This is a genomic window from Neptunomonas phycophila (genome assembly GCF_001922575.1).
Classification (GTDB): Bacteria; Pseudomonadota; Gammaproteobacteria; order Pseudomonadales; family Balneatricaceae; genus Neptunomonas; species Neptunomonas phycophila.
Genome location: NZ_MRCI01000001.1, coordinates 2,557,746 through 2,582,414, shown reverse-complemented (window position 1 = coordinate 2,582,414; position 24,669 = coordinate 2,557,746). Strand labels below are relative to the sequence as shown.

Below are 24,669 nucleotides of genomic sequence, written 5' to 3'. Positions count from 1 at the left end.
CTTATATACCCGTTGAAGTGAATCAGGCCGCAGCAAAGTCGGTAGTTGCATCGTCAAAATAATGCCCGAGTGCTGTGACTTGTTCGGATGCAGTTTCTAGTTGATTAAAATGAGCGCGGAACGATACGCTATTTGGCTGATCTTTCAAGTACCAGCCAACATGTTTGCGAGCAATTCGCGGGCCCATCACATCGCCATAAAAAACATGAAGTGCGTCTAAGTGATCAAGCAGCACTGCTTTGATCTCGGCTTTAGTAGGCCGGTCCAGATGCTCATGATGGCGTAAGTAATGATCTATCTCTCTGAAAATCCATGGGTTACCCTGCGCACCTCGACCTACCATGACGGCATCAGCGCCTGTATGTTGCAGTACTTGATAGGCCTTTTCAGGGGTAGTGATATCGCCATTAGCAAATAATGGTATGGATATAACATCCCGTATAGCCGCTATGGTGTCGTACTCAGCATCCCCTTTGTAGCCGCATGCACGCGTACGCCCATGGACCGCTAACGCTTGGATGCCGGCATCCTCAGCCATTCGCGCAATCGTTAAGGCGTTGCGGTTGTCTGTGGACCAGCCCGTACGAATTTTTAGAGTGACCGGTATGTCAACCGCGGATACGACAGCCGTCAATATAGACTGAACGAGTGCCTCATCTTTCAATAAAGCAGAACCTGCGGCTTTGTTGCAAACCTTTTTAGCCGGGCAGCCCATATTGATATCGATAATTTGAGCACCGCGCTCTGCGTTTAAGCGAGCCGCGTGCGCCAGCATATCGGCATCACCACCCGCTATTTGAACCGATCTCGGTTCAGGCTCGCCGGTATGATTCATTCGCAGTGTTGATTTGCGACTGTTCCATAAACGGCTGTCTGCAGTCACCATCTCTGAAACGACCAAGCCAGCACCAAGGCGACGGCACAGGTTTCTGAAAGGCTGATCGGTTACTCCTGCCATGGGGGCTAGGATAACCTGACTATCTATGCTGTAGGGGCCGATCCGGAACATAGCAACCTTCAAACGTCAGAAATGAATTACCCACTCCTCGTTAATAAAAAGGAGGACGTGGCATGGAATCAGGGAGGGCGTAATCATACCCGCAAGCGCGAATGGCTCCAAGCCGTTTTGATGATTTTTTAACCATTTTTGCTATCTGGAATTAGCTTTACCTGATAACTGACAGCTCGTCGGCCTGGGTTGAGAATGTCAAGCTGAATCTGAATAGGTTGATGTGTTGGAATGAGCTGCTCTGGAAATAATTGTGCGTTGATATACTCCGTGGCCGTAAAAAGGCGTTGTGCAATAAGTCGGCCTTTTACATCCATAAATTCTAGTTGCATGCTAGGAAACGGTTGCGCAAATGATGCATTGTTCTCTAAAAGCAGTGAGATACGCAGAGCTTCTTGGTGCTGTTCATGAGGCTGTAAAGTGAGCTGATAAGCGCGTATCAGGTTTGGAGCCGCCCTAGGGGGCATAGGAACTTCTACTAACTCATAAAAAGGCGCGTACAAAGGGCGAAGTGTGGGGTTATTGAGCCAGTCAGTGCGTTTGAACCAAGCAACCTGAAATAGCAATAACACAATCAGCACTAATGAAAACCCAGCAGCTATGGAGTTGGGTAAGGATATTTTGTTGCTAGGAACAGGGCTGGTTGAAACACTTATTTTTTCAACAGGAATATATAGCTTTGGCTTGGAGGCTGTGTTCAGCGAAGGAGAGTGGCGGTTAAAGGCGTCATCCCTACTAGCGGTAAGCGGCTGGCTTTGAGAGGGGCTACGAGCTGGTTTCGCTGACGATGCCGGCGCCATAGGCTTGGCTGTCGAGCTTTTGCGCTCTGGCGATATGGCAGGCTTAGCTTCAAAAACTTGTAAGCAAACACCGCAGCGTACTTTTCCAGCGGCAATCTTGAGCTGCCCTGCATTAACACTAAAGCGCGTTTTGCATTCAGGGCAGCTTGTGATGAAAGAAGCTTCGCTCATCGTTTAACGCCAGTTACCCTGATCCATTCTTCTCGTTCTGCAACAGGGTCAAGATCAAACCAAGGGCTGTAGGCTTGGATTATTTCGTCCGCTTGATGGATAAGTAATCCAGATAACGCTAATAGGCCACCCGGTTTGACTCGTTCGGCTAGGGTAGGGGCCAACTCTACCAATGGACCCGCAAGAATATTAGCAACCAGGACATCGGTTGTTGCTTGTGGGGCAGATTCGGGTAAGTAGGCGTCTAAGCGGTCATCACTGAGTTTATTGCGGCCGAGATTGTCGCGTGTAGCTTGGATAGCCTGAATATCAATATCAACAGCGATGACATGGTCTGCCCCTAATAAAAGGGCGGCAATACCCAAAATACCAGAGCCACAGCCGTAATCTGTTACTTTTTTGCCTTCAAGCGTTTGAGCATCTAGCCACTCTAAGCATAACGCGGTTGTGGGGTGAGTCCCGGTACCAAAGGCAAGACCCGGATCTAGCATAAGGTTAACGGCGTTTGGGTCTGGAGCTTCTCGCCAGCTTGGGCAGATCCACAGTCGTTGACCAAATTGCATTGGATGGTAATTTTTCATCCACTCGCGTTCCCAATCCTTGTCCTCTAAGATCTCTGCGCTAAAGGTTGGGAAATCGCTGTTCTTGAAAATCGTTGAGTGGGCTTCTCGAATAAACGCTTCGGTGGCAGCCATATCATAATCAGTATCAAATAATCCTGAGATGGTGGTGCGTTGCCATAAAGGCGTCGTTCCTAAGTCGGGTTCGAAAATAGGCTGGTCTTCACTGTCTTGGTAGGTGACCGCTGCACAACCGGCTTCCAGCAATATATCTTCATAACGTTCTGCTGAATCAGGGTTGATTTCGAGCTTAATTTGTAACCAAGGCATGATGTTGGATCCTAGAAACTAAAGGGCAGATTATTACGTAAACTAGTAGGGGCGTAAAATAAAAAAGCCCGCAAGGCGGGCTTTTTATGGCTTATTAGTCTTAGAGTCCTAACTTTTTCTCTAGGTAGTGGATGTTAACCCCACCTTCCATAAAGTGCGCGTCGCGGACGATCTCTTGGTGTAGCTGAGTGTTCGTGCGGATACCTTCTACCAGCAGTTCTTCTAATGCATTACGCATGCGAATTAAAGCGGTTTCTCGGTCTTCTCCGTACGTGATCAGCTTAGCAATCAGGGAGTCGTAGTGAGGCGGCACTGTGTAGCCATCATAGATATGTGAGTCAACACGTACACCGTTACCACCCGGTGCATGGAAGTGAATGACTTTACCCGGGCTAGGCAAGAATGTTTTTGAGTCTTCGGCATTGATACGGCACTCAAACGCGTGGCCGCGAACGACAATGTCTTCTTGCTTATAGGAAAGCGGTAAGCCCGCGGCAATACGCAATTGCTCTTTTACAATATCAACCCCAGTAACCATCTCTGTTACAGGGTGCTCTACTTGAACTCGAGTGTTCATTTCGATGAAGTAGAAGCCGCCATTCTCGTATAAAAATTCGAAAGTACCAGCGCCGCGATAGCCAATTTTAATACAGGCATCGACACAAGACTGAAGAACTTTGGCACGAGCGTCTTCATCAATTAACGGAGCCGGCGCTTCTTCCACTACTTTTTGGTGACGACGTTGCATAGAGCAATCGCGATCATACAGGTGGATTGCGTTGCCCTGACCGTCCGCTAATACCTGAACCTCCACATGGCGTGGGTTTTCTAGGTACTTCTCCATGTAAACAGTTTCATCGCCGAAGGCCGCAGCGGCTTCTGACTTAGTAACGTGTACAGAGTTAATTAGCGAGGCTTCAGAGTGAACGACGCGCATACCGCGACCACCACCGCCAGAAGCCGCTTTGATGATGATAGGGTAGCCAATACGTTTGGCAATGGCGCGTATTTCGTCTGGGTTATCTGACAATGGGCCGTCAGAGCCTGGTACGGTTGGTACACCTGCCGCTTTCATGGCTTCAATGGCAGAAACTTTGTCGCCCATGAGACGGATAACATCTGCGGTTGGGCCAATGAAAGTGAAGCCTGAACGCTCTACTTGTTCTGCGAAGCCTGCATTCTCGGCTAAAAAGCCGTAGCCAGGGTGGATAGCGGAGGCATCAGTCACTTCCGCTGCACTAATGATCGCAGGTATGTTGAGGTAACTTTTGGCTGAGGACGCAGGGCCAATACACACCGCTTGATCCGCGAGACGCACATGCATCAATTCGCGGTCAGCTTGGGAGTGAATCGCTACTGTCTTAATGCCCAGCTCTTTACACGCGCGGAGGATTCGCAGGGCGATCTCACCACGGTTAGCAATAACTACTTTATCCAGCATCTGGTTAATTTCCTTTCGCTGTATTGGGCAATATTAAACGATCGTTACAAGTGGTTGGTCATATTCAATTGGCTGACCATCTTCTACTAAGATCGACTCAATGACGCCTGATTTGTCGGCTTCGATCTGGTTCATCATTTTCATCGCTTCAACGATACAAATAACATCACCGGCTTTAACTGTTTTTCCTACTTCGATAAATGCAGGAGAGCTCGGAGATGGTGAACGGTAGAATGTGCCAACCATTGGTGACTTAACAACATGGCCATTAAATTGAGCTTCTGCTGGAGCTTCAACAGCTGCAGGGGCCGCCGGTGCTGCTGGCGCCGCCGCAGGAGCCGGAGCTGCCATTGCAGGCATTTGCATCATTTGAGGAACAACACTAGAGGCGCGACTGATACGTACAGATTCTTCGCCCTCTTTAATTTCGATTTCGTTGATGTTCGATTCTTCAAGCAGTTCGATCAGTTTTTTAACTTTGCGAATGTCCATTCTTATCTCTTTCTCTTAATACTGGGCGTTAGCGGCTTGTATTCTAGTCGGTAATTGAGCTTGTAAATCCATTTGGCTGTAATTAGCAGTCAATTGCTAATGTTTAGTTCTAAAACGTCAAATTATTAACCTGTGATAGAGGGTATTCAGGTTCTGTAAATCCCCTGAAAAGTACTCGATATCACCTGCAAGTTGCTGCAAAAAGCACAACGACGTAATCACTTTTGTGCGACAGCCATTTTTTGCGATAGTTTGCATTAAAGGCATTTACGTGTCCACCGAATGCTAAAAATTTTGCAGGATACATGCAGTTTTGCCGACGTTCGTTGCACTTTTTCTCTGGCCTTAGACTAAAGGATAGTCAATAAATGAAACTTTTCGCATTTTCTGGATATTTTCAACGACAGTAAAGTACAGTTTTTTACATACTTAGAACGATCCTCGCTCGTGATCCAAGGCGGTGATTGATTATCCGCTGTAAATGGGTGATCATCGAAGGCATAAAAGATTCAGTGTGCAGTGCAAAAATACAGGTGGCCATTGCGCGTTTAAGGAGTTGTTTTGGATACAGTTAAAAAAATGTGGTTTCGGTTTTGGGATGGTACAACTGGCTTATTTGCCGGAAGCAAAATTGCTAAGGCTATTTCCTCGTTGGTCATTGTGTATTTGTTGGTTTGCGTTGGCTTGGGGGTTTATTGGAGTATTGAACCTTCAGAGTTCAGTGTACGCGATGCGTCGGTTACGGATGCGTCAGCTCAGCCAGTTGTTGGTGCGGGTACGATGGGGGCGTTGGTTAAAATTACTGAAACTTTGTTAGAAAAGCCCGGTGGTTATTTAACCAACGACAAAACGCCGCCAGGTCTGTGGTTGGATAATATCGAGCACTGGGAGTTTGGTGTGCTTGTTCAGGCCCGTGACATGGCACGAGCCATGCGAAAAGATTTTAGTCGATCACAGTCGCAATCGACGGAAGATGTCGATCTTGCTAAAGCAGAGCCTTTATTAAACTTTAACAATAACAGCTGGCTGTTTCCGTCTACAGAATCTGAGTACCGAAAATCGCTTTCTTTGCAAAAATCTTACTTCAATCGATTGCTTGACCCTCAGCAAACCGATGCTCAGTTTTATGCTCGTGCTGATAACTTGAATGACTGGCTGGGCGATGTGAGCACACGTTTAGGTAGCTTGTCGCAGCGTCTGAGCGCTAGCGTGGGGCAAAAACGTTTAGATACGGATGCTGGGTTTGAGTCTTCAACGGGAGACTCCACGCAAAAAGCGGACGATACCGAGATTAAAACCTCATGGTTAGAAATTGATGATGTTTTCTATGAAGCTAGAGGGACATCATGGGCGCTGATCCATCTATTGAAAGGAATTGAACAAGACTTTGGACCTACGCTTGATAAGAAAAATGCACGTGTAAGCTTGTTGCAAATTATTCGTGAACTAGAGGCCACGCAAGCCACAATTTGGAGTCCTATGATTTTGAACGGCACGGAGTTTGGTTTCTTAGCTAACCACTCATTGGTAATGGCTTCGTATATATCGCGGGCTAATGCGGCAATTATTGATCTTCGAGAACTACTTTCTCAAGGATGATACATAAGGGGATTTAGATGAAGCGTGTGGTTTTTAATCAAAAAGGCGGTGTAGGTAAGTCCAGTATTGCTTCAAATCTCGCAGCGATTAGCGCTCAGCGAGGCTTAAAAACCTTACTGATCGATTTAGATCCCCAGTGTAACTCAACTCAATATATCTATGGGGAAGGGAGTGACCAGCTAGATAAAGACATCAAAGCGTTTTTTGAGCAGACACTGACTTTTCAGTTGAAACCGCAAGGGCCTGAGGCTTTTATTCATGAAACGCCTTACAACAATTTGTTTTTGTTACCGGCAAACCCTGATGTCGCAGACTTACAAACCCGGCTAGAGACCAAGCATAAAATTTACAAGTTAAAAGAGGCTTTGGATCAGCTGACCGATTATGACGCTATTTATATTGATACGCCGCCAGCGTTTAACTTTTTTACCCTATCAGCGCTTGTGGCTGCGCAGCGCTGCTTGATTCCGTTTGATTGTGACGAGTTTGCTCGTCATGCACTTTACTCGTTGATGGACAATATTAACGAAACCAAAATGGATCATAATGAAGGTCTGAGTATTGAGGGAATCGTGGTGAATCAATACCAGCCTCGTGCTTCTTTACCTAAGAAAATAGTAGCAGAACTAGAAGCTGATTCATTACCGGTATTGAGCGCTAAAATATCGTCTTCAGTGAAAATGAAAGAATCGCATAACGTATCAAAGCCGCTTATTCATTTGGCTCCCAACCATAAGCTAACGTTAGAATTTATTGATTTATTTGACGAGCTTCATCGTGACTAAGCGCTTGCTCAATTGTGCGTGACTCACTATAAAAAAACGGAGCCTATCGCTCCGTTTTTTTATGCACGTATGATTTTTTACATCCCTTTAACGGCATAGATACCGTCTGCATTTCTCCAGTAGCCATGGTAGTCCATACCAAAGCCAAAGATGTAGCGATCGATAACTTCTAGGCCTACAAAATCAGCCTGCAAATCAGGGCGAGCTTTTCTATCGTGCAGTTTGTTGACTAAGACAGCCGTTTTAACGCTAGCGGCTCCCTTTGCTTTGCAATGCTCTACTATTTCAACCAGTGTGTGGCCTTCGTCAAGAATGTCATCAATGATGAGCACTGGCCTATCTTTAAAGTCGATCATCGGAGCCACTTTCCACTCTAAACCATGGCCTGATGTGCTGTTACGGTAGCGAGTAGCGTGTAAATAACTGGCCTCTAACGGGAAGTCTAATTTGGTCAGTAACTGACCAGCGATCACAAGCCCCCCATTCATTACTGAAAAAACTACAGGGTTGGCATCACGCATGTCTTGAGTAATGGCTTGGGCCATAGTAGTAATTGCGGCTTCGATTTCGGCGGGTGTAAAAAGCAAATCGGCTTCTGCATACACTTGTTTGATATGCTCAATATCTGTCTGCGACATAGTTCTCTCGTACAGCTTGTACAGTCGTTTAGCTGTTTTTAATGGTTTTTAAAACCGAAACGATACGTCTGCCTCTGATAAAGGGCAAGTGCTTGTCGTGAAATCATGACATTTGAGTCAGGTTTCGTTACTCTTTCGTCTGAGATGAATGGCAAAACGGGCAGGTCGGAAGCCCTATCTATTAGGACATTATTTATGAGCGTAAAAGAGATCAAGCACCCGTTAGTTCGACATAAACTGAGCATTATGCGAGAAGCGTCAAAAAGTACCCGAAGCTTTCGACAGTTAGCGGCTGAAGTAGGGGCTTTGTTGACGTACGAGGCAACCAAAGATTTAGAGCTTGAGAGTTATGAAATTGAAGGTTGGTGCGGCACAATTGAAGGTGAGCGTATTAAGGGTAAAAAATTTACGGTAGTCCCTATCTTGCGTGCAGGTATTGGTATGTTAGATGGAGTGCTAGATTTGGTACCTAGTGCAAAAATTAGTGTTGTAGGCCTCTATCGAGATGAAGAAACGCTTGAGCCTGTCCCTTATTTTGAAAAATTAGCGCACGACATCGAAGAGCGTATGGCGTTAATTGTTGACCCCATGTTGGCTACGGGCGGTTCAATGATTGCTACCATCGAGATGCTTAAGGCCGCTGGTTGTACTGATATTCGTGCTTTAGTGTTGGTTGCTGCACCTGAAGGGCTTGATAAAGTAACGAGTGCTCATCCCGATGTGGATATCTATACGGCATCTGTCGATAGCCACTTAAATGAGCAGGGCTATATTATGCCTGGTTTAGGCGATGCGGGTGATAAGATTTTTGGTACGCGCTAATCAACTACGGGTTAGCTGCGGTCTTCCATTGGCTCTATTTTAAAGTAAGGTTTTTTCATGTTATCAACCGACTCGTTCTTGAAGTCGATGCTCTCTGGTGCCCAAATGCTTTTTGTAGCATTCGGAGCACTCGTTTTGGTCCCACTCTTAACCGGCCTAAACCCTAGTGTGGCTCTATTTACCGCGGGTGTGGGCACGCTACTGTTTCAGTGGGTCACACATCGTTCTGTTCCTATCTTTTTGGCCTCTTCTTTTGCCTTTATAGCTCCTATTTTATACAGCACACAAACTTGGGGTGTTTCAGACACCTTAGGTGGCTTAATGGCTGCTGGTGTTGTGTATATGTTGTTAGGCGTGTTTGTTAAGTTTAATGGAGTAGGTTTTCTCCATAGGTTAATGCCGCCCCTTGTGACAGGGCCTGTCATTATGGTGATTGGTCTTGGTTTAGCCCCTGTTGCGGTTAATATGGCATTAGGTAAAACAGGTGATGGTTCGGCCGAGCTATTTCCGTATGTTGATGCGTTAATAGTATCGATGTCGGCTTTGCTGGCAACACTTTTAGCGGCTGTCTTTGCTCGTGGAGTGTTTCGGCTGATACCAATATTGTTCGGTGTCGCCGTGGGAATGATAGTGGCAGCTAGCATGGGGATGGTGTCTACAGCGCCTATTGGTGAGGCGTCATGGTTTGCTGTGCCTGATTTTGTATTCCCTACGTTTAATTGGCAAGCGATCTTGTTCATGATCCCTGTGGCTATCGCTCCGGCCATTGAGCATGTGGGTGATATTTTAGCGATCAGCAATATTACGAACAAAGACTTCATTAAAAAACCAGGCTTACATCGCACACTCTTTGGTGATGGGTTGGCAACGTTTGCAGCGGGTGCCTTTGGTGGGCCACCCAATACCACGTATTCGGAAGTGACAGGCGCTGTGATGTTAACGAAAGCGTTTAATCCAATTGTGATGACGTGGGCTGCCATTTTTGCAATTTTGTTGGCTTGGGTTTCTAAGTTTGGAGCTGTTTTACAAACGATTCCAACCCCTGTTATGGGGGGCATTATGATCTTGTTGTTTGGCTCTATTGCCACGGTTGGTCTTAATACCTTAATAAAAGCACGTGTGGATTTAGCCCAATCGCGAAATCTAGTGATTGTTGCTACTACATTGGTCTTTGGTATTGGCGGTATGACGGTCGGTAACGGCGAGTTTAGCCTTCAGGGGATCAGCTTGTGCGGAATAGTGGCCATCTTCTTAAATGCGGTATTACCGGAAGAAAAAAGTAATACGCCTAGCGATTTGCACGAAGAAAAAGCCGTGGTTGATGATTTAATTGATCATGCTCGTTAGACGTTGCACGGTCTGATTGATTCTTTACTCACTCAGCAGATACGGCCGGTTAAAGTCGTATTTGCTGAGCATGTTCTTGCCCTATCAGTTTAGTAGAGGGGTTAGGGCTTGTTACTAGTCTCTTTTTTAGAAGATTCGCCCGTTTCATCTTTTTTGTGCGTATGGCCTTGGATGAACTGGGTTAGTGGATTAATGAGGTCTTCTTCCTCTTCTTTATGAGATTGCACGCCACCTGTTATGGCAATACGCATGGCCTGCTCTACGCTGATATCCAGATAGGTTAAACGCTCTTTTTCAATGTATACCGTGAAGCCTCCAATTTGGTAGCTCATTGGTAGGTATACTCCCACGCGGCCTTCATCTTTGAATAAATCTTTACCGGCTTCCTCGCCCGTTATAAAACCTATTAACTGCATTCCATTAACATCGACACTAACTACACTTTTCATGTCTTTTTTACCGCTCAGGTTGAAGACTGAAATAATGTCCTGTATTGCCCCATAGACTGATTTGACCAGTGGAATGCTTTCCATGATCTGGCTACCTAGGCGCATTAAGTACTGCATGCCGTAGGTATTAACCATTAAGCCGACAAAGAACAGCAGAAATAAGCCAGCAATAATACCCATACCCGGTGGAATATCGGCACCATCAGGAAGGATAAATAATAATAGCTGTTGGGTACTATCTTCGAGGAAGGTGATGAACCAAATAATGCAGTAGGCAGTCAAAACAAGCGGTAAGACAGCTACTAATCCTTGTAGGACGAGTTTTAGTGTGCGTTTCATTAAATTTCCTCAATGTGAAGCTGACAGCATACCTTATCCCTTCATAGTTGAGGAAGTTCTTGGAATGAGTCGTATACAAAGTAGGGCGATTGAAAAAATTGCATCCTCCCTATGAAGTTTTAACACGAAAGTGGATTGGGTAATTGAAGTTATATTATCGAACTTCTTTTATATCAATGCTTTACGGGCTTGGCATGCGGTTTGCAATATTGCTACTAAGTTTACTGGTTGTATCTATTGGCTCACTTTGAGCCTTAAAAAACGTTTTATTTTGTGTCACTAGGAGAAACATCATGTCTACTGCAAAAAATGTTGAAGAAGTACAAGCTCATAACACAATTGATAAAGTTGCCACTAAAGCGCATGGGGCCGTTGATCGTGCCGCTTCAGCCGCGGGTGCCGGTGAAGAAAAATTACATGTAGTAGCAGAAGAACTGTCAGCGCAAGCACATCAAATTGCAGAAACAGCTAAAGCACGTTCTTCTCAAGTGTCTAGCGCTGTGGGTGATTATGCACGTGAAAATCCATTAAAAACGGTTGGTATTGCTTTCCTAGCCGGAGCGGTGGTTGCTTCCTTGTTAGGTAAAAAGTAATCCACAGCACAGTGCAGTCCACTGTTCCTGTTTATTGAAGTTTCCGTCTGAGGATGCAGCATGTCACCACACGCAGAACCCTACATAGCTAAAACTCAAAGTCAGGACCAAAGTTTACCCCCGCAGGGCGACCCCTCTCAGTCTGGTAGTGATCGCACAAGCGAAGAAGAGCTACAGTCTACTTTTGAAGGGAGTTCGCTTTCCGATGTGGTTACAGCCTATACATCTTGGGGAACAGAAGTTCTTAATCTTGCGCAGTTAGAAGCGAAGTTAGTGGTTCGTTCCGCGATGAGAATGCTAGCGTTAGCTTGTAGTATCTCCATTTTATTAGTGTCGGCGTGGATACTCGGCATAGCTTCCCTCTCAGTATGGATATGGCAGGCAGGGGTCTCCCTGCCTGCTGTTCTTTTGATTACCGCTGTCGTCTTGTTGTGCAGTGCTTTTGTTCTATGGAGATGGTTCCTTAAAACTTCGACGCACTTGTCATTTAACAATACGTTGAGCCAGTTGTCGTCTAAGCATACCCAAAGCTCAGCAATGGATAAGGATGCATAAGCTCAGGTTGAAGATACAGCTTAATACTAGAGAGGAATACAATGGACGAATCACTGTCTAGCCTTGAAAAAAGCGTAAAACATCATGCCAGTCATGCCATGATGAAGCGGCAAATCGCGTCTGGAATGAAAACCAACTGGGTTAGTAGCGTAGAGCGAAAAATGGTTAAGCCCCAAAACTTATTTATTACATTTGGTATTGGTTTTTTAACGAAAGTTCCGGCATTTGAGTCTTCTCAAAATGCTGAGCAGTCTAAGCAATCGAGCGCTTTAATGGGTATTGTAAAAACACTGTTAATTACGAGTGTACGTAGCCAATTGCTCAAGTGGCTTAATCGCGAATAATCAGCCAAATGCTGGCTTGTTATTGCCACTATGTGCCACTATGCGGGCGCTATTTCCTTATTGCTTCTCTTTAATTCGGCATGCTAATGCTTTTCCTTTCTTAATGTGAAACTGCTGAGAAATTAATTTCTTATAGCTTTACACTATCACTGTTCTTGTGAATTGTTATTTTATTAAATCGTCATATTCCCCTATGATGTCTAATAAGTAAGCTGTTGCGCTAGTCCATAGGTCCTTACTGGCCTCTGATGCGAGCGAACAGAAGAGCTTGGACAATTAACGTCTACAATATAGTACTAGCACCGAACATGTATTTTGCTCGGTGAATATTGAAATTACTTGAGCTGCTAGTTTCAGTATTTTCATTTTTGAAAGAAGGGGTTGTTGCGATGCAATCAAGAATATCTAAGTTGCCAAGTTGGGTACAAAAAATGAATTGGAAAAAAGCCGCTAGTGCGAGCTTTGTGTTCTTTTTAGCTAAAGGCATGCTTTGGGTTGCCGCCGCCGCTTGGGTTGCTTTAACTGTCTAATTTCAGGTGGCTATTGCAAACACTATAGGCGAGTAAACTCTTAACAAGCGAGTTACTAACCGCTAAATAATCCAAAGGTTAATAGTTATTATGGGCACTTCATCTGATAAAGAGATCAGAATGGTTGCTGTGATCTTTCGAGCCAAAATACAATTTTTAGACGAAGATTATCAAATAATGGCCGCAAAAATGCGACAACTGGCGTTTGATCACTATGGCTGTTTAGATTTTTATGCCGTGACCGAAGGTGATCAAGAAGTGGCTGTTTCGTATTGGCCATCACATGAACACGTTAAAGCTTGGCATGCCGATAGTGAACATAAACAGGCACAACGGTTAGGGCGTAACCGTTGGTATAAAGAATATTCCGTAGAGGTAACAGAGGTTGTTAGGCAATACCGAGCCGAACCTAAGTTTTAGAGCTTACTGTTCTTATCCGGGAGAGTTTTTAACAACTGACCGATAGAAAAAGCGCTGCCGATTTTCCTCGCTCAACAAGTCTAAAAGCCGTGTCATAATAAAAATGACAGAAACTGCGAAAATGAGCCTTCCCCAAAAAATCGTATAAAAATCAGCACCGATCATCAGAATGAGTAGGGTATCCTCAATAAGACTATGCAGTAAGTTCAGTAGCATTATTGACGTGAATACATCTCTGGCCGCTATTTTCCCGTTTTGTGCTTCATTAATAAGTAGTCCTCCTCCAAATGATAAGCCTAATGTAATGCCTATTAGCGTAAGACTGGTCGCTTGTTGGCTTATTCCGAGCACTTTTAAGAAGGGGCGTAACGCAATAGCGATGAGTTTTTCGATACGCAGAATACGTAGAATTTTTAGAGTGAATAGAAGCACGGAAATGACTGCCAGAATGATAAATAAGCCGACGATCTGGTCTTTTGCCCATCCCACTAGGCTGGTATTGGTGGATACTTCAAAATGTAGCAGGCTATGGGCTGGTGTGGCGAAGTAATCCCCACTGCTGTAAAGCACATTTAACAAAATACCTAGCAATAACCCACCACCGACTCGCACCAAGAGTGTTATCCACAAGCTGATACCTGCTTTGCGTGCAATGGCCGCTTCAACCGGCAATGCGTGGGCTAGCAGCATCATGGTGCCTAGTATCGAAGCTTGTGCAATTGTTAACGGGGTGTCTAACGGCGTATTGGCTAATATGATTAAGCCCGCATAGATGTTGGTAAAAATGGTAGTGGCCCACACTAACCCCATGCTCTCAGGCAAACCAACCCATTGCATGAGAGGGGAGATGGCTAGACCAATATAATATACTAGCCCTAGCTCTTCTAAGATTTTTACACAAATAATGGCGGGTATGAGCACTTTAAAGAGTGTTGTGGATACCTTATAAATCTCGTGTGTGAGTTGGTAAAAGAAATGCTGTAAGGATGTCATGTGGATACTCATATCTTGATGTCGTATGGCCACTATTATGATGGGTTTTTTGGGTATAGAATTTCGTTGTTTGTTAGTATTTATTAATAATATTTCTATTTATTAATTTTTAAGAAATAAATCCCTATATATTTTGTTTCTGGAGAAATTTTGGATATTGATGGGCTTGACCGAAAAATTTTAGTTCACCTACAACGTAATAATCGTATGGCTAATGTAGAGCTAGCAGATCGAGTGGGGTTGTCACCGCCGGCATGCCTAAAGAGAGTGAAACGCTTACGTGAATTCGGTGTTATCACGGCTGATGTTTCTCTGCTGAACCCAAAGCTTGCGGGTAGCCAAATGTGCATGATTGTCTCTATCGAAATGGAGCGGGATCGTGGGGATATCTATCAACAGTTTCGCCGTTCGATTAATGATGCTAAAGAAGTGACTCAGTGTTATCAAGTGACAGGTGAGTATGACTTTGTATTGATTGTTACCGTGGCAGGTATTGAGGCATTTGAGGCATTCGTTGAACGTGTATTACATGCAGATTTGAATATTCGTAAATTCAGAACAGCGATCTCGATTCGTCAGGTGAAATTTACGACTGAGATCGCGTTATAGATAACGGCTTATGTAGCTGGGTCGGTATTATTGGGTAATTCCGTACCTGCTTCGTCTTCTTTGACAATCAACGTTTCTTGAAGTGCAGCGTCGTACCATGTCTGCATTGTCTCTGAATTAAGTACATGATCAGCGTACGCTTGGCTTTCTGCTGACAGGGGAATGCCGTAAGTTTTAAAGCGTGATACAACGGGTGCATACATAGCATCCGCGATGCTTAATGCACCAAACAACCAAGGTCCATCCGCTTTATGTTCCTGGCGTAGAGCTGCCCACAGATCATCTATGCGGGCAATATCCTGCTGGGCTTGCTCAGAGAGTTCAACATAGCGAGTCGCACGGCAGTTCATTGGGATTTCATTGCGCAACGCTGTAAACCCTGCATGCATTTCGCAGCAGATAGCACGTGCAATAGCCCGTGATTTAGAATTGTGCGGCCAGGCATTTCCATTTAAATAGTGGTCGTTAACGTATTCACAGATGGCTAGTGAATCCCAAACCTGTAGATCGCCGTCCTGCAAGGCGGGTACTTTTCCGGTAGGTGACAGGGCTGTAATTTTGTTCCTGAATTCGTCTGTGAATAAAGGCAGGACAGTCTCTTCAAAGTCGACGTTGAAGCTGGCGAGCATAAACCAAGCGCGCAATGACCATGATGAATAGTTTTTATTACCAATGATGAGTTCCATGTTACATATCCTTGTGTCGTCTAAAGCTCTTGCAATGTGCTTGCGTGATAAAAAATATAAAGCCATTGTGTATGCTTGTAAGTTAAACGACTAACGAATAGTTTTAATAGCATCTATTTGATTTTTGAATGGGTTGTGGTGGAGGCTAACAATTGGATATTGAGGCGCTAAGGGCGTATATCGCATTTGTTGATACGGGAAGCTTTACGAGAGCAGCGAAACAGACGTTTCGAACGCAGAGCGCCATTAGTATGCAAATGAAAAAACTAGAAGACGAATCAGGACAAAGTCTGTTTCGTAAGAATGGTCGTTACTTAGAGCTAACGGATTCTGGTCGCGTTTTAGTAAGTTACGCTCGTCGTATTATTGCCACGCATGATGAAGCATTAGGGATGCTAGTGGATAGCGGTCAGCAACCGGCTTTACGTATAGGTTGTCCTGATGATTATGCCGAGTCTGTTTTGCCTGAAATAGTGGCTTTGCTGACCGAATTGGTGCCTACATTATCAATCCGAATAGTGTGTGATTGTAGTACTCAATTACGTTTGATGTTAGATAATGGCGATCTTGACCTGGCTATTCTAACGCGGTCTCCCGAAAAAGAAGAAGGCTACTTGTTGAAGCATGATACCGGTGTTTGGGTGCATGGTGGCTTTGAAGCGTTGTTGAAGCGCCCAGTATTACCGCTCATTTTGTATGAAGCTGATTGTAAGTACCATAGCGCAAGTATTGATGGTTTAGAAAAACGGGGACGGGCTTTTCAGCTATTTTGTGCCACGCCTAGTGCAACAGTTATTAAAAACCTACTGCGTAAAGGATTGGGGGTTAGTGCCATGGCTCGTTCAAGTTTATCTGTTGGCTTAGTAGAGCTGACGTCAGATCAAAGCGATGCTAATAACTTACCGCCATTGCCCGCTGTTGACATCGTTTTATCGGTAGCGCCTAAGTCTCATCCGCTGATGGGCGTCAGCCAAGCCGCTGAACTTTGTGAGCGTTTCCGCCAACGTGATAAAACAAAGCATCAGAATAGTTAGAGTCGTTGCCAATTTTTAGTAAAAGCAGGGCTTTGCGCCCTGCATAGCAGTGTTTCGGGTGATCAACAGCTCAGAGGAAAATTACTATCTTTTAGAGCTTATGCATAATTGCCCGCTTAAGTTGGCACCTGCAAATTCGTTGCCCGTAGCGGCGATACTGCCGGTGATATTTTGGAAGTAATTTGTGCCTGCTGTTGCGATGAGCTGTTCGTTTGCAAGAAAGTTGGTCAAATCTACTATCCCTGTGTCTTTAAATATAATTTTTCCTAAACGATGACCATGAATCGTTTTAGCATCCAATACTGTGATAGCGGTAAAGAGTTGTTTTTGGTCAAGAGTTGGGAAATTATTGACGGTTTGTCCTGAGTAAGTTTTGCCCTTCATGGGTAGCCCGCCTAATGTGCCTGTCACTGAGCCAGTAAAGCACGTATCAGGTACACCTACTTCTGATAAAAACTGGACATCGGGATACCAGTAACGGCGACCAGATAGTTTCGTGACGTCACAGTGATTATCGACGGCAATCGTGAAGGTGCCTTCGAAGGTGTGACACATCGGTTTTTTTCCCGCATTAGCTAAAGCTGGCAGCGATGATAAGGTTAAACCTATCAATAGGGGTGAAATAAAGCGTTTCCGTAACATGTGTTCTCCTTATGGAGCAGACCGCAGTCCAAACAATAGACACGTTTAGTCCCTTCCTATTAGGCAGAGTTGTAATGCGAAACCCGCATTGTTATTTGCCTATATAAGATTGTCTAAGGTGCTAACCGAATGGCTACAACAGCGGGGTATTGCCCGAATTTAAGTTTAAAAAAGCCTGTAGAGGGATACGGCGAGGGAGGGGATAGAGCACACTGTATTACCTTCCATAGTGAGACGCTTAGGGCTCCATCCGTGTATTGCCCAGTCAACAGGTTACTCTACTGTAAGAGAGATTTTTAGTGGATAAAAGGATTTCGTTAGAAATCCTTAATATTTAACTTTTTTGTATGATTGGAGCGTCAAAATTATTGGGTTCGTCGCTGTAAATAGTGACATTCCACTTAATTATGGGTCCATGTTCTGCATCACAGTTCTCTGCAAAGAAGGCTTTTATCTCTTCGCGCTGACAATGAGCTTCAAAGCTTTCCATATCAGCCCAGATTTCATGAAATACGATGGGAAAGCTATCGCCATCAGCGAATGGACTACTGATGTGGCGCGTCACTGTATACAAAATACAGGCATCTTCACGGTGAGCGTTTGGCTCTAGGGCTTGTAGTTTGGCGAACACTTCATCTTCTAAGCCCGCTTTAGGTTGGAATTGAGCTGTGCAATATACTTTTTTAGACATATTCGATCCTTAAGTTGTCAGCGTCATTTAATGGGGTTATTAAGTGTTAATTATTGGGTACAAAAAAACCTCCCGAAGGAGGCTTTTTTAACAAGCGCCAGTAATTTACTTAGCGGCTTCGTAAGCTTTTACACCTTCTATAATAGCGGCACGAGCTGCATCAGCACCTTCCCAGCCATTTAGCTTAACCCACTTGCCTTCTTCTAGACCTTTGTAGTTTTCGAAGAAATGCTTGATGCGTGCTAATGTCATTTCAGGCAAGTCACTGATGTCATTTACGTCTTTATACATCTTAGTTAGCTTGTCGTGCGGTACCGCTAGCAATTTGGCATCTTCACCGGCTTCGTCTGTCATGTTAAGCACACCAATTGGGCGGCAACGAATCACAGAACCCGGTACAACAGGGTAAGGCGTTAGTACTAAAACGTCTACCGCATCGCCGTCGTCAGCTAATGTGTTGTTGATATAACCATAGTTCGCTGGGTAGAACATAGGTGCAGCCATGAAGCGGTCAACAAAAAGAGCGTCTTCGTCTTTTTCTATCTCGTATTTAACCGGCGAGCTTTCCGCTGGAATTTCGATGATTACGTAGATGTCGTTCGGGACGTCTTTACCCGCAGATACTTTTGCAAAGCTCATGCGTATTTTCCTATTTAAAATAAAAGGTCAGTTAAGAGGGAATTGATCCGATTATAAAAGCCGTATCCGATAGTTTGAATACGACTTACCGGTGATTAGTCGTCTTTGCTCACACCTTTTTTGTGGTACTCAAGAAGTATCTCTACTTCTTTAGAAGAGCCCAGTGCAACAGAGACACGTTCGTGGATGTCGTCTGGTTGGACATCCATTACGTTTTTGTAGCAGTTTGTGGCTAGACCGCCTGCTTGCTCTACCAGCATGCTCATTGGGTTACCTTCGTACATGATACGAAGTTTGCCAGGCTTCTTAGGCGTGCGTGCGTCCCATGGATACGCAAAGATACCACCGCGTGTCAGAACACGGTGAACTTCGGCGACCATTGATGCGATCCAACGCATATTAAAGTTCTTTTCTCGTGGGCCATCAGCACCCAATAACACATCGCCAATGTAGTCACGCATAGGTTGTTCCCAGTGACGGTGGTTTGACATGTTAATAGCAAACTCACGTGTTTCTTCTGGAATTTGGACATTTTCATGCGTTAGCAAGAAATCGCCTGTATGTGACAGGGTGAACATATTCACACCTTGGCCCGTGGTGAGTACTAACAAAGCTGATGGGCCGTATAAAACATATCCAGCCGCCAATTGTTTGCGGCCTGATTGAAGGTAAGGCTGCTCGGTACTGAAGTCTTCGCCTTCAGGGGCTTCTAGGATAGAGAAGATGGTACCAACAGACACGTTCACATCAATATTGGACGAGCCGTCAAGCGGGTCAAAGAGAACTAAGAAACGGCCATCTTTGTTACCCGGAACTGGCCAGCTTTCTTCCTCTGAAGCAACACCTGCTACCAAGGTGTGGTTGAGTAGAACGGTTTTCAAAATCTCATTAGAAATAATATCTAACTTTTTCTGGCTCTCCCCCTGCACGTTGGTATTGTCCGTTGTGCCTAATACGCCGGCCAACGCCCCTTGTCTCAACTTTAATGCGATTTCCTTGCATGCCACCGTTAAAGTGGTGATTAGATCCATTAATTCTTCATCAGTGTCTTGACGACGTAGAAACTGGCTAAGCAGTTGCATGAGGGTTTTTACCTTTGTTTGGGATTAGATATGAAAGGATTTTACGTGATTCATGGGCGAAAATCATGGGTTTAGGGTAAAAATGCGGGATAAAACCACGCGGTTTTGTGTCAATGACGGTATTATTGGAGGCATTCGTTTTAAGGAGATTGTTGGGTGCATATTCATATATTGGGAATCTGCGGTACCTTCATGGGGTCATTAGCATTATTAGCGCGTGAATTGGGTTATAAAGTGACCGGTTCCGATGCTAACGTATATCCACCGATGAGTACGCAGTTAGAAGCTCAAGGCATTGAGCTAATGGAAGGCTATCAGGCTGAGCACCTGCAACCGGCTCCTGATTTAGTCGTGGTGGGGAATGCCATGTCTCGTGGTAATCCGGCCGTTGAGTATGTGCTAGATCAAGGCTTGCATTATGTGTCTGGCCCACAGTGGTTATGCGAGTATGTTTTACAAGATAAGTGGGTACTAGCAATCGCGGGGACGCACGGTAAAACCACGACAACCTCTATGCTCACTTGGATACTAGAGTATGCAGGTATGGAGCCAGGTTATCTGATTGGCGGCGTACCCAAAAATTTTGAAGTGTCAGCGCGTCTAGGCGGATCTCCGTTTTTTGTCATCGAGGCAGATGAATACGATACGGCTTTCTTTGATAAGCGATCAAAGTTTGTTCACTATCGTCCGCGGACAGTGGTTTTGAATAACCTTGAGTATGATCACGCTGATATTTTTCCTGATTTGGCGGCCATACAGCGCCAATTTCATCATCTGATACGTACTATTCCTGCCAATGGGCAGATCATTTTATCGGACGCCGAACCTGCGTTGGATGACGTATTGTCCATGGGGTGTTGGTCGCCAGTTGTTAAAGCATCCTTAGACCCATCTTCTAAGCAAACCGATACGCCTTGGCATGTGGAGCTGGTGGCTGAGGACGGCAGTGCATTCAATATTTACCTTGAAGGAGAGCTTCAAGGTTGTGTACGTTGGGGGCAAACAGGCCAACACAGCGTGTCAAACGGGTTAATGGCTATTATTGCCGCACGCCATGTTGGTGTTTTGCCAAAGCATGCTATTGATGCTCTTTGTCAATTTGGTGGCGTGAAACGTCGTATGGAAAAAATTGGTGAAGTGGCGGGCGTGACGGTTTATGACGATTTTGCCCATCACCCAACAGCCATTGAAACTACGCTTGCAGGCTTACGCGCGAGTGTGGGTAAACAGCCGATTGTTGCTGTGATTGAGCCTCGCTCTAATACAATGCGTTTGGGGGCTCATCGCGCACTTTTGGCTGAGTCGGCCGCCATCGCTGATCAGGTAATTTGGTATCAACCTGCAGGTATGGGGTGGTCATTAGATGATGTGATAGAAGGGCATCCCCACCAACAAGTCTGTGAATCCATAGATTCAATTGTTCAGCAGTGCACCGGCCTACCTTCGGGTACTCAAGTAGTGGTTATGAGTAATGGTGGCTTTGCCGGTATTCATCAGAAGATACTGAATGCGCTGGCTAATTAGTGTGGTCTTTAAATAATTAATAGGTACGATGTGAGCGATTTTAAACAGCGAGTAACGCTAGCAATTACGGGGGCGTCGGGTGTTCAGTATGCGATACGCCTATTGCAATGTTTAGTGGCTGCCGAGGTGCAGGTGTTTGTGATGATTTCGCAAGCCGCTAAAGTGGTTACTGCGACCGAAACTACCTTGCAGCTCCCTGGAGGTAGTGCAGAGCAAGAGCGCTTTTTTACGCAGTTGCTGAGTGCTAAACCAAACCAAATTAAGGTGTTCTCACGAGAACAGTGGATGGCGCCTGTCGCTTCAGGTTCAGGCGCGCCTTCAACTATGGTGGTTTGTCCATGCAGCACGGGTAGCTTATCGGCTATCGCGACAGGGGCAAGTAACAACCTTATTGAACGTGCGGCTGATGTCGCGTTAAAGGAGCGCCGGCAGTTAATCTTGGTCCCCCGCGAGGCCCCTTATTCTGAGATTCATCTAGAGAATATGCTGAAACTTACCCGCATGGGGGCTGTAATATTGCCTGCTAGCCCCGGCTTTTATCATCAACCTAAGTGCATTGAAGATCTGGTCGATTTTGTGGTTGCACGGATCCTGTCGCAAATAGGGATTGAGCAAACCCTGATGCCGCGTTGGGGCGAATCTCTAATCTCATCATCTGATTAATATGTACATACCTTGTCGTACGCAAAGTGTCATGCAGGGTGAGTAATATACTGGCTGTACTAACGGAGCAATTTTAATGGCTAAAATTCTGGCACTTGATACGTCAACAGACGCTTGTTCTGTTGCCTTGAGTCTGGATGGCGAAATCCATGAGGATTTTCGTGTAATACCGCGTCAACATACTAAAGAGCTGTTACCCATGATAGATGCATTGTTGAAGGCGTCTTCTATAACAGTGAATGATCTTGATGCAATTGCCTTTGGGCGTGGTCCTGGTTCGTTTGCGGGTATTCGTATTGCGACAGGGGTGGCGCAAGGCCTTGCTTTTGGTGCAGGGATTGCATTGCTTCCGGTATCCACTTTGGCGGCGTTGGCCTTAGCTCAGCACCGCAAAGGCTACCCACAGGTTGTTTCTGTATTGGATGCGCGCATGAATGAAGTTTACTGGGGCGCTTATCAGGAGGTCGATGGATTGCCTCAATTGATTGGGGATGAACGAGTGGATGCTCCTGCCAATGTGCGTTTACCCCATGATAAAAGTCTCGCTGACGCTTCATCATGGTTAGGGGCAGGGTCGGGCTGGTGTTACAAAGAAGATATGTCATCTGAGTTGACAGATGCTGTCACCCAGATTGAGAAAGACGTGTACCCCAGTGCAGCGGATATGGTGCGTATAGCGGTCGTTGATTGGAAGCAGGGAAAAGCGGTAGCGCCTGAAGAGGCGTTGCCAGTGTACTTACGCGATGATGTCGCATGGAAAAAGAAGGATCAACAATAGATGGATTGGTTTCAGACGGTCGTATTGGCATTAATTCAAGGCTTAACGGAGTTTTTGCCGATATCAAGCTCAGCTCACCTTATTCTGCCGTCTCAACTGCTGGGTTGGGAAGATCAAGGGTTGGCATTTGATGTAGGTGTTCATGTGGGCACATTAGCCGCGGTTGTCTTTTATTTCCGTCAGGATATTTGGTCGATGATTAAGGCTTTTTTTGCTTCATTTAAGGGCGAAAATTCGGCTGATGGGCGTATTGCTTGGTTTGTTATTTTTGCCACGGTACCGGCGCTAATTTTTGGCTTTTTAATTAATGACTGGATTGATGCGTATGGGCGCTCCATTTTAGTGATCGCCGGTACAACGCTGATTTTTGGTGCGCTTTTGTGGTATGCCGACAGCACACGTACCGAAGTGGAACCACTTGAAAATATCACGTTTAAGCAAGCTATGTGGATTGGTATTGCGCAAGCAGTTGCGATTATCCCAGGGACGTCTCGCTCGGGTATAACGATGACCGCCGCATTAATGTTGGGCTTTACTCGTCAGGCCGCTGCTCGTTTTTCTTTCCTGCTATCAATCCCTATCATTATGGCAGCGGGTAGCTACAAAGGTCTGGAATTGTGGCAAACGGGAACAACAGCGCAATGGGAATATGTGTTGGGGGGCGTTGTTTTATCAGCGATTAGCGCACTCACCTGTATTTACTTGTTTTTAAAATGGCTGAACCAAATTGGTATGTTACCGTTTGTTATTTACCGCTTCGCTCTAGGTGTGTTGCTCTTAGGCGTTTACTTTTTTGCTTGAATTGAATCGCTCCCCCACGCTGCTTTTATCAGAGCTGTGGGGGAGGGCGCAGCTAATTCTTATTATTAACTAATAAGAAGAGTTAGGCGTGCTTTCGGGGTTGATATCACCATCAACTTCGTCGGGATCAACATCGTTTATCAGTAGGGTTTCTCGGACGGCTTCAATATGGTCTAGGACTTTTTGATAACGATCCCCGTATTCGTACTTGGTAACCTCGATTGCTTTGGGCATATAACTAAACGCAATTTTTAGTGCCATTAACGCGGTTTCGTTCATTTTTTCGCTCATAGTTACCTCATCATTGGCCCATTGGGCGTCTTCGTTGTATGGCGTGATATTTTCTGGCCACTATCATACCTATTTTTGTTAAATCTGGGGGTAAATGGCTAAGGCAAAAGCCTTAAATCGCTTTTTTTGCTATCGTATATTCAATTTTTTCTGATGTATAAGGCCTAGTATATGGGTGATGAGTTCAGCGGCCAGCCAGTGGTGGCTGCGGTCGATTCCGTGTTACAGAAAACAGCCCAAGAATTAGCTAGCGCATTGCAGTTAACGTATGTTGGTGTGGTCAGTGATGTTAAACAAGCCGTTGACCCATTATTATTATGGGTTACGTTTGAGGGCTTTAAATTACAACAAACGGGCAAGAAAGCTCCGGGCCCTGTGTGGGCGGATTTTGTAACAGGCGCTGTGGCGCATCGGCGCAAATTTGGTGGCGGCAGCGGACAGATGATTGCAAAGGCTGTGGGTATCAAAGGTGGGGTGCGCCCAACCGTCTTAGATGCGACAGCAGGCTTAGGCAAGGATAGCTTTGTGCTAGCTACGCTAGGGTGTGAAGTGACGATGACAGAGCGCTCGCCAGTCGTTCACGCATTGTTAGCGGATGGTTTGGCGCGCGCCCTGCAAGATGAAGAAGTTGCTGATATTGCTCAGCGTATGTCGCTGCAGCAGGCCAATGCGATCGAGTACATAACACAGATGAATCAGGCCCAAAGGCCTCAGGTTATCTATCTGGATCCTATGTTTCCTCATACGGACAAAACAGCTTTAGTAAAGAAGGAGATGCGGATCTTTCGCGATGTGGTGGGCGATGATCACGATGCTTCGGGCTTACTAGAAGCGGCCATTGAAAAGGCTATTGCCCGTGTGGTTGTGAAGCGGCCACGTAAATCCCCCACTATTAATGAACGAAAGCCGAGTTATCAGTTAGAAGGTAAATCGAGTCGTTACGATATTTACGCACTGAGCAAACTGGCTTAAGTATTTGTTAAAGCCCATAGCGCCAATAGCGTGTGGTGTT

At 45.4% G+C, this 24,669-nt stretch carries 30 protein-coding genes; 16 read left to right on the top strand and 14 right to left on the bottom strand.

Features of this window, described 5'->3' with window-relative positions:
- Window positions 1–22: 22 nt before the first annotated feature.
- The 5 genes from dusB to accB form a co-directional block, all read right to left on the bottom strand.
- A complete protein-coding gene (gene dusB / locus BS617_RS11790) occupies window positions 23–1,009 on the bottom strand; it encodes a tRNA dihydrouridine synthase DusB (protein WP_075172994.1) in 987 nt (328 codons plus the stop codon).
- A gap of 128 nt (window positions 1,010–1,137) precedes the next feature.
- The gene (locus BS617_RS11785) at window positions 1,138–1,980 is read right to left on the bottom strand and encodes a DUF3426 domain-containing protein (protein ID WP_075172993.1); all 843 of its coding nucleotides are present in this window, start codon (window positions 1,978–1,980) and stop codon (window positions 1,138–1,140) included.
- The gene (prmA, locus tag BS617_RS11780; protein ID WP_075172992.1) at window positions 1,977–2,870 is read right to left on the bottom strand and encodes a 50S ribosomal protein L11 methyltransferase; all 894 of its coding nucleotides are present in this window, start codon (window positions 2,868–2,870) and stop codon (window positions 1,977–1,979) included. The genes BS617_RS11785 and prmA overlap by 4 nt, the downstream gene beginning before the upstream one ends.
- 100 nt (window positions 2,871–2,970) lie before the next feature.
- Complete coding sequence (gene accC, locus BS617_RS11775; protein ID WP_075172991.1) at window positions 2,971–4,311, bottom strand: acetyl-CoA carboxylase biotin carboxylase subunit; 1,341 nt, start codon at window positions 4,309–4,311, stop codon at window positions 2,971–2,973.
- Window positions 4,312–4,344: 33 nt separating this feature from the next.
- Window positions 4,345–4,803 carry an acetyl-CoA carboxylase biotin carboxyl carrier protein gene (gene accB, locus BS617_RS11770; RefSeq protein WP_075172990.1) on the bottom strand — a complete coding sequence of 153 codons (459 nt, stop codon included), beginning with the start codon at window positions 4,801–4,803 and terminating at the stop codon, window positions 4,345–4,347.
- A 561-nt stretch (window positions 4,804–5,364) separates the two neighbouring features.
- Between accB and BS617_RS11765 the strand changes: the two genes are divergently transcribed.
- Window positions 5,365–6,402, top strand: coding sequence for a DUF2333 family protein (locus tag BS617_RS11765; RefSeq protein ID WP_075172989.1), 1,038 nt, complete (start codon window positions 5,365–5,367; stop codon window positions 6,400–6,402).
- A 17-nt stretch (window positions 6,403–6,419) separates the two neighbouring features.
- Complete coding sequence (locus tag BS617_RS11760; RefSeq protein ID WP_075172988.1) at window positions 6,420–7,187, top strand: ParA family protein; 768 nt, start codon at window positions 6,420–6,422, stop codon at window positions 7,185–7,187.
- A 77-nt stretch (window positions 7,188–7,264) separates the two neighbouring features.
- On the opposite strand, the gene BS617_RS11755 is transcribed toward BS617_RS11760, so the two are convergent.
- Complete coding sequence (locus BS617_RS11755) at window positions 7,265–7,825, bottom strand: hypoxanthine-guanine phosphoribosyltransferase (protein WP_075172987.1); 561 nt, start codon at window positions 7,823–7,825, stop codon at window positions 7,265–7,267.
- Window positions 7,826–8,020: 195 nt separating this feature from the next.
- Here BS617_RS11755 and upp point away from each other — a divergent pair, with 195 nt between their 5' ends.
- Together upp and BS617_RS11745 are read left to right on the top strand one after the other, a co-directional pair.
- Window positions 8,021–8,647 carry a uracil phosphoribosyltransferase gene (upp, locus tag BS617_RS11750; protein ID WP_075172986.1) on the top strand — a complete coding sequence of 209 codons (627 nt, stop codon included), beginning with the start codon at window positions 8,021–8,023 and terminating at the stop codon, window positions 8,645–8,647.
- Between the two features lie 57 nt (window positions 8,648–8,704).
- The gene (locus tag BS617_RS11745; RefSeq protein WP_075172985.1) at window positions 8,705–9,994 is read left to right on the top strand and encodes a uracil-xanthine permease family protein; all 1,290 of its coding nucleotides are present in this window, start codon (window positions 8,705–8,707) and stop codon (window positions 9,992–9,994) included.
- A 101-nt stretch (window positions 9,995–10,095) separates the two neighbouring features.
- Here the strand turns inward: BS617_RS11745 and BS617_RS11740 are convergent, their stop codons facing one another.
- Window positions 10,096–10,782, bottom strand: a complete 687-nt coding sequence (locus BS617_RS11740) for a DUF502 domain-containing protein (protein ID WP_075172984.1) — start codon at window positions 10,780–10,782, stop codon at window positions 10,096–10,098.
- 293 nt (window positions 10,783–11,075) lie between these two features.
- Here BS617_RS11740 and BS617_RS11735 point away from each other — a divergent pair, with 293 nt between their 5' ends.
- The 5 genes from BS617_RS11735 to BS617_RS11720 all read left to right on the top strand — a co-directional run bounded on the left by BS617_RS11735 (window position 11,076) and on the right by BS617_RS11720 (window position 13,224).
- A complete protein-coding gene (locus tag BS617_RS11735; RefSeq protein ID WP_075172983.1) occupies window positions 11,076–11,375 on the top strand; it encodes a hypothetical protein in 300 nt (99 codons plus the stop codon).
- Window positions 11,376–11,435: 60 nt separating this feature from the next.
- A complete protein-coding gene (locus BS617_RS11730; protein ID WP_075172982.1) occupies window positions 11,436–11,930 on the top strand; it encodes a hypothetical protein in 495 nt (164 codons plus the stop codon).
- Between the two features lie 41 nt (window positions 11,931–11,971).
- Window positions 11,972–12,274 carry a hypothetical protein gene (locus BS617_RS11725; protein WP_075172981.1) on the top strand — a complete coding sequence of 101 codons (303 nt, stop codon included), beginning with the start codon at window positions 11,972–11,974 and terminating at the stop codon, window positions 12,272–12,274.
- Window positions 12,275–12,663: 389 nt separating this feature from the next.
- Window positions 12,664–12,804 (top strand): hypothetical protein, encoded by a 141-nt coding sequence (locus tag BS617_RS18285; RefSeq protein WP_170870346.1) that lies wholly within the window; start codon window positions 12,664–12,666, stop codon window positions 12,802–12,804.
- Window positions 12,805–12,894: 90 nt separating this feature from the next.
- On the top strand, window positions 12,895–13,224 hold the full coding sequence (locus BS617_RS11720) for an antibiotic biosynthesis monooxygenase family protein (protein WP_246283253.1): 330 nt from the start codon (window positions 12,895–12,897) through the stop codon (window positions 13,222–13,224).
- Between the two features lie 12 nt (window positions 13,225–13,236).
- Here BS617_RS11720 and BS617_RS11715 read toward each other — a convergent pair whose 3' ends face one another.
- Complete coding sequence (locus BS617_RS11715; RefSeq protein ID WP_075172979.1) at window positions 13,237–14,217, bottom strand: nucleoside recognition domain-containing protein; 981 nt, start codon at window positions 14,215–14,217, stop codon at window positions 13,237–13,239.
- Between the two features lie 150 nt (window positions 14,218–14,367).
- Between BS617_RS11715 and BS617_RS11710 the strand changes: the two genes are divergently transcribed.
- On the top strand, window positions 14,368–14,826 hold the full coding sequence (locus BS617_RS11710; protein WP_075172978.1) for an Lrp/AsnC family transcriptional regulator: 459 nt from the start codon (window positions 14,368–14,370) through the stop codon (window positions 14,824–14,826).
- 8 nt (window positions 14,827–14,834) lie between these two features.
- Here BS617_RS11710 and BS617_RS11705 read toward each other — a convergent pair whose 3' ends face one another.
- Window positions 14,835–15,512 (bottom strand): glutathione S-transferase family protein, encoded by a 678-nt coding sequence (locus tag BS617_RS11705; RefSeq protein WP_075172977.1) that lies wholly within the window; start codon window positions 15,510–15,512, stop codon window positions 14,835–14,837.
- 152 nt (window positions 15,513–15,664) lie between these two features.
- Between BS617_RS11705 and BS617_RS11700 the strand changes: the two genes are divergently transcribed.
- Entirely contained in the window at window positions 15,665–16,546 is an 882-nt protein-coding gene (locus tag BS617_RS11700; RefSeq protein ID WP_075172976.1) for a LysR substrate-binding domain-containing protein, read from the top strand.
- A gap of 84 nt (window positions 16,547–16,630) precedes the next feature.
- On the opposite strand, the gene BS617_RS11695 is transcribed toward BS617_RS11700, so the two are convergent.
- The 4 genes from BS617_RS11695 to BS617_RS11680 all read right to left on the bottom strand — a co-directional run bounded on the left by BS617_RS11695 (window position 16,631) and on the right by BS617_RS11680 (window position 19,600).
- The gene (locus BS617_RS11695; RefSeq protein WP_075172975.1) at window positions 16,631–17,188 is read right to left on the bottom strand and encodes a hypothetical protein; all 558 of its coding nucleotides are present in this window, start codon (window positions 17,186–17,188) and stop codon (window positions 16,631–16,633) included.
- A gap of 334 nt (window positions 17,189–17,522) precedes the next feature.
- A complete protein-coding gene (locus tag BS617_RS11690; protein ID WP_075172974.1) occupies window positions 17,523–17,879 on the bottom strand; it encodes a putative quinol monooxygenase in 357 nt (118 codons plus the stop codon).
- 105 nt (window positions 17,880–17,984) lie between these two features.
- Entirely contained in the window at window positions 17,985–18,518 is a 534-nt protein-coding gene (gene ppa / locus BS617_RS11685; RefSeq protein ID WP_075172973.1) for an inorganic diphosphatase, read from the bottom strand.
- A 95-nt stretch (window positions 18,519–18,613) separates the two neighbouring features.
- Window positions 18,614–19,600 (bottom strand): class 1 fructose-bisphosphatase, encoded by a 987-nt coding sequence (locus tag BS617_RS11680; RefSeq protein WP_075172972.1) that lies wholly within the window; start codon window positions 19,598–19,600, stop codon window positions 18,614–18,616.
- A gap of 156 nt (window positions 19,601–19,756) precedes the next feature.
- Between BS617_RS11680 and mpl the strand changes: the two genes are divergently transcribed.
- The 4 genes from mpl to BS617_RS11660 all read left to right on the top strand — a co-directional run bounded on the left by mpl (window position 19,757) and on the right by BS617_RS11660 (window position 23,366).
- Window positions 19,757–21,124 (top strand): UDP-N-acetylmuramate:L-alanyl-gamma-D-glutamyl-meso-diaminopimelate ligase, encoded by a 1,368-nt coding sequence (mpl, locus tag BS617_RS11675; RefSeq protein ID WP_075172971.1) that lies wholly within the window; start codon window positions 19,757–19,759, stop codon window positions 21,122–21,124.
- A 30-nt stretch (window positions 21,125–21,154) separates the two neighbouring features.
- On the top strand, window positions 21,155–21,787 hold the full coding sequence (locus BS617_RS11670) for a flavin prenyltransferase UbiX (RefSeq protein ID WP_075172970.1): 633 nt from the start codon (window positions 21,155–21,157) through the stop codon (window positions 21,785–21,787).
- Between the two features lie 76 nt (window positions 21,788–21,863).
- On the top strand, window positions 21,864–22,565 hold the full coding sequence (tsaB, locus tag BS617_RS11665) for a tRNA (adenosine(37)-N6)-threonylcarbamoyltransferase complex dimerization subunit type 1 TsaB (protein WP_075172969.1): 702 nt from the start codon (window positions 21,864–21,866) through the stop codon (window positions 22,563–22,565).
- The gene (locus tag BS617_RS11660; protein ID WP_075172968.1) at window positions 22,566–23,366 is read left to right on the top strand and encodes an undecaprenyl-diphosphate phosphatase; all 801 of its coding nucleotides are present in this window, start codon (window positions 22,566–22,568) and stop codon (window positions 23,364–23,366) included. It begins immediately after the preceding gene.
- 69 nt (window positions 23,367–23,435) lie between these two features.
- On the opposite strand, the gene BS617_RS11655 is transcribed toward BS617_RS11660, so the two are convergent.
- Window positions 23,436–23,657 (bottom strand): penicillin-binding protein, encoded by a 222-nt coding sequence (locus BS617_RS11655; RefSeq protein WP_075172967.1) that lies wholly within the window; start codon window positions 23,655–23,657, stop codon window positions 23,436–23,438.
- Between the two features lie 171 nt (window positions 23,658–23,828).
- Between BS617_RS11655 and BS617_RS11650 the strand changes: the two genes are divergently transcribed.
- On the top strand, window positions 23,829–24,629 hold the full coding sequence (locus tag BS617_RS11650; RefSeq protein ID WP_075172966.1) for a class I SAM-dependent methyltransferase: 801 nt from the start codon (window positions 23,829–23,831) through the stop codon (window positions 24,627–24,629).
- Window positions 24,630–24,669 lie beyond the last annotated feature (40 nt).

Excerpts from the sequence above, each read along its gene's own strand:
- dusB (WP_075172994.1), bottom strand. The coding sequence starts at position 1,009 with ATGTTCCGGATCGGCCCCTACAGCATAGATAGTCAGGTTATCCTAGCC.
- BS617_RS11785 (WP_075172993.1), bottom strand. The coding sequence starts at position 1,980 with ATGAGCGAAGCTTCTTTCATCACAAGCTGCCCTGAATGCAAAACGCGC.
- prmA (WP_075172992.1), bottom strand. The coding sequence starts at position 2,870 with ATGCCTTGGTTACAAATTAAGCTCGAAATCAACCCTGATTCAGCAGAA.
- accC (WP_075172991.1), bottom strand. The coding sequence starts at position 4,311 with ATGCTGGATAAAGTAGTTATTGCTAACCGTGGTGAGATCGCCCTGCGA.
- accB (WP_075172990.1), bottom strand. The coding sequence starts at position 4,803 with ATGGACATTCGCAAAGTTAAAAAACTGATCGAACTGCTTGAAGAATCG.
- BS617_RS11760 (WP_075172988.1), top strand. The coding sequence starts at position 6,420 with ATGAAGCGTGTGGTTTTTAATCAAAAAGGCGGTGTAGGTAAGTCCAGT.
- BS617_RS11755 (WP_075172987.1), bottom strand. The coding sequence starts at position 7,825 with ATGTCGCAGACAGATATTGAGCATATCAAACAAGTGTATGCAGAAGCC.
- upp (WP_075172986.1), top strand. The coding sequence starts at position 8,021 with ATGAGCGTAAAAGAGATCAAGCACCCGTTAGTTCGACATAAACTGAGC.
- BS617_RS11745 (WP_075172985.1), top strand. The coding sequence starts at position 8,705 with ATGTTATCAACCGACTCGTTCTTGAAGTCGATGCTCTCTGGTGCCCAA.
- BS617_RS11740 (WP_075172984.1), bottom strand. The coding sequence starts at position 10,782 with ATGAAACGCACACTAAAACTCGTCCTACAAGGATTAGTAGCTGTCTTA.
- BS617_RS11735 (WP_075172983.1), top strand. The coding sequence starts at position 11,076 with ATGTCTACTGCAAAAAATGTTGAAGAAGTACAAGCTCATAACACAATT.
- BS617_RS11730 (WP_075172982.1), top strand. The coding sequence starts at position 11,436 with ATGTCACCACACGCAGAACCCTACATAGCTAAAACTCAAAGTCAGGAC.
- BS617_RS11725 (WP_075172981.1), top strand. The coding sequence starts at position 11,972 with ATGGACGAATCACTGTCTAGCCTTGAAAAAAGCGTAAAACATCATGCC.
- BS617_RS18285 (WP_170870346.1), top strand. The coding sequence starts at position 12,664 with ATGCAATCAAGAATATCTAAGTTGCCAAGTTGGGTACAAAAAATGAAT.
- BS617_RS11720 (WP_246283253.1), top strand. The coding sequence starts at position 12,895 with ATGGGCACTTCATCTGATAAAGAGATCAGAATGGTTGCTGTGATCTTT.
- BS617_RS11715 (WP_075172979.1), bottom strand. The coding sequence starts at position 14,217 with ATGACATCCTTACAGCATTTCTTTTACCAACTCACACACGAGATTTAT.
- BS617_RS11705 (WP_075172977.1), bottom strand. The coding sequence starts at position 15,512 with ATGGAACTCATCATTGGTAATAAAAACTATTCATCATGGTCATTGCGC.
- BS617_RS11695 (WP_075172975.1), bottom strand. The coding sequence starts at position 17,188 with ATGTTACGGAAACGCTTTATTTCACCCCTATTGATAGGTTTAACCTTA.
- BS617_RS11690 (WP_075172974.1), bottom strand. The coding sequence starts at position 17,879 with ATGTCTAAAAAAGTATATTGCACAGCTCAATTCCAACCTAAAGCGGGC.
- ppa (WP_075172973.1), bottom strand. The coding sequence starts at position 18,518 with ATGAGCTTTGCAAAAGTATCTGCGGGTAAAGACGTCCCGAACGACATC.
- BS617_RS11680 (WP_075172972.1), bottom strand. The coding sequence starts at position 19,600 with ATGCAACTGCTTAGCCAGTTTCTACGTCGTCAAGACACTGATGAAGAA.
- tsaB (WP_075172969.1), top strand. The coding sequence starts at position 21,864 with ATGGCTAAAATTCTGGCACTTGATACGTCAACAGACGCTTGTTCTGTT.
- BS617_RS11660 (WP_075172968.1), top strand. The coding sequence starts at position 22,566 with ATGGATTGGTTTCAGACGGTCGTATTGGCATTAATTCAAGGCTTAACG.
- BS617_RS11655 (WP_075172967.1), bottom strand. The coding sequence starts at position 23,657 with ATGAGCGAAAAAATGAACGAAACCGCGTTAATGGCACTAAAAATTGCG.
- BS617_RS11650 (WP_075172966.1), top strand. The coding sequence starts at position 23,829 with ATGGGTGATGAGTTCAGCGGCCAGCCAGTGGTGGCTGCGGTCGATTCC.